Source organism: Acetobacter sp. DsW_059, from assembly GCF_002153695.1.
Lineage (GTDB): Bacteria > Pseudomonadota > Alphaproteobacteria > Acetobacterales > Acetobacteraceae > Acetobacter > Acetobacter thailandicus.
Window position 1 is genome coordinate 1 of the sequence record NZ_JOPI01000095.1, and the last position, 501, is coordinate 501.

A 501-nucleotide genomic window follows, 5' to 3' on the forward strand; every position below is an offset into this window, starting at 1 on the left:
GGGTTGGTGCTCATCACAGGTTACTCTGCGAGAAACTCGACGCTGTAGAACGCGGTGAGATTAAACGCCTGATGGTGTTTATGCCCCCACGACACGGCAAGTCAGAGCTGACCAGTAAACGCTTTCCTGCATGGTATATGGGGCGGAATCCTAAAAAGCAGATTATCACAGCATCCTACGGCGCCACTCTCGCACAAGGTTTCGGACGCGATGTGCGTAACATTGTCGGATCCCCTGAGTTTGCGTCTTTGTTTCCTGGCGTAGGTGTTGCGTCTGACAGCTCTGCCCGTGACAACTGGCACACCAATAAAGGCGGCGTTTATACCGCCATGGGTGTTGGTGGCGGCCTCACTGGTAAGGGGGCGCACGTTGCCCTCATAGACGATCCGGTTAAAGACCGTCAGGACGCAGAAAGCCCTGTCATACGTGAGGTAACATGGGACTGGTATCGCTCTGTATTGCGAACCCGACTAATGCCGGGAGGTGCTATCGTTCTGGTAC

At 54.5% G+C, this 501-nt stretch carries 1 protein-coding gene; it reads left to right on the top strand.

The annotated features are described in order from the left end of the window. On the top strand, positions 1-501 hold a 501-nt coding region (locus HK25_RS12055), incomplete at both ends, for a terminase large subunit domain-containing protein (protein ID WP_233127824.1).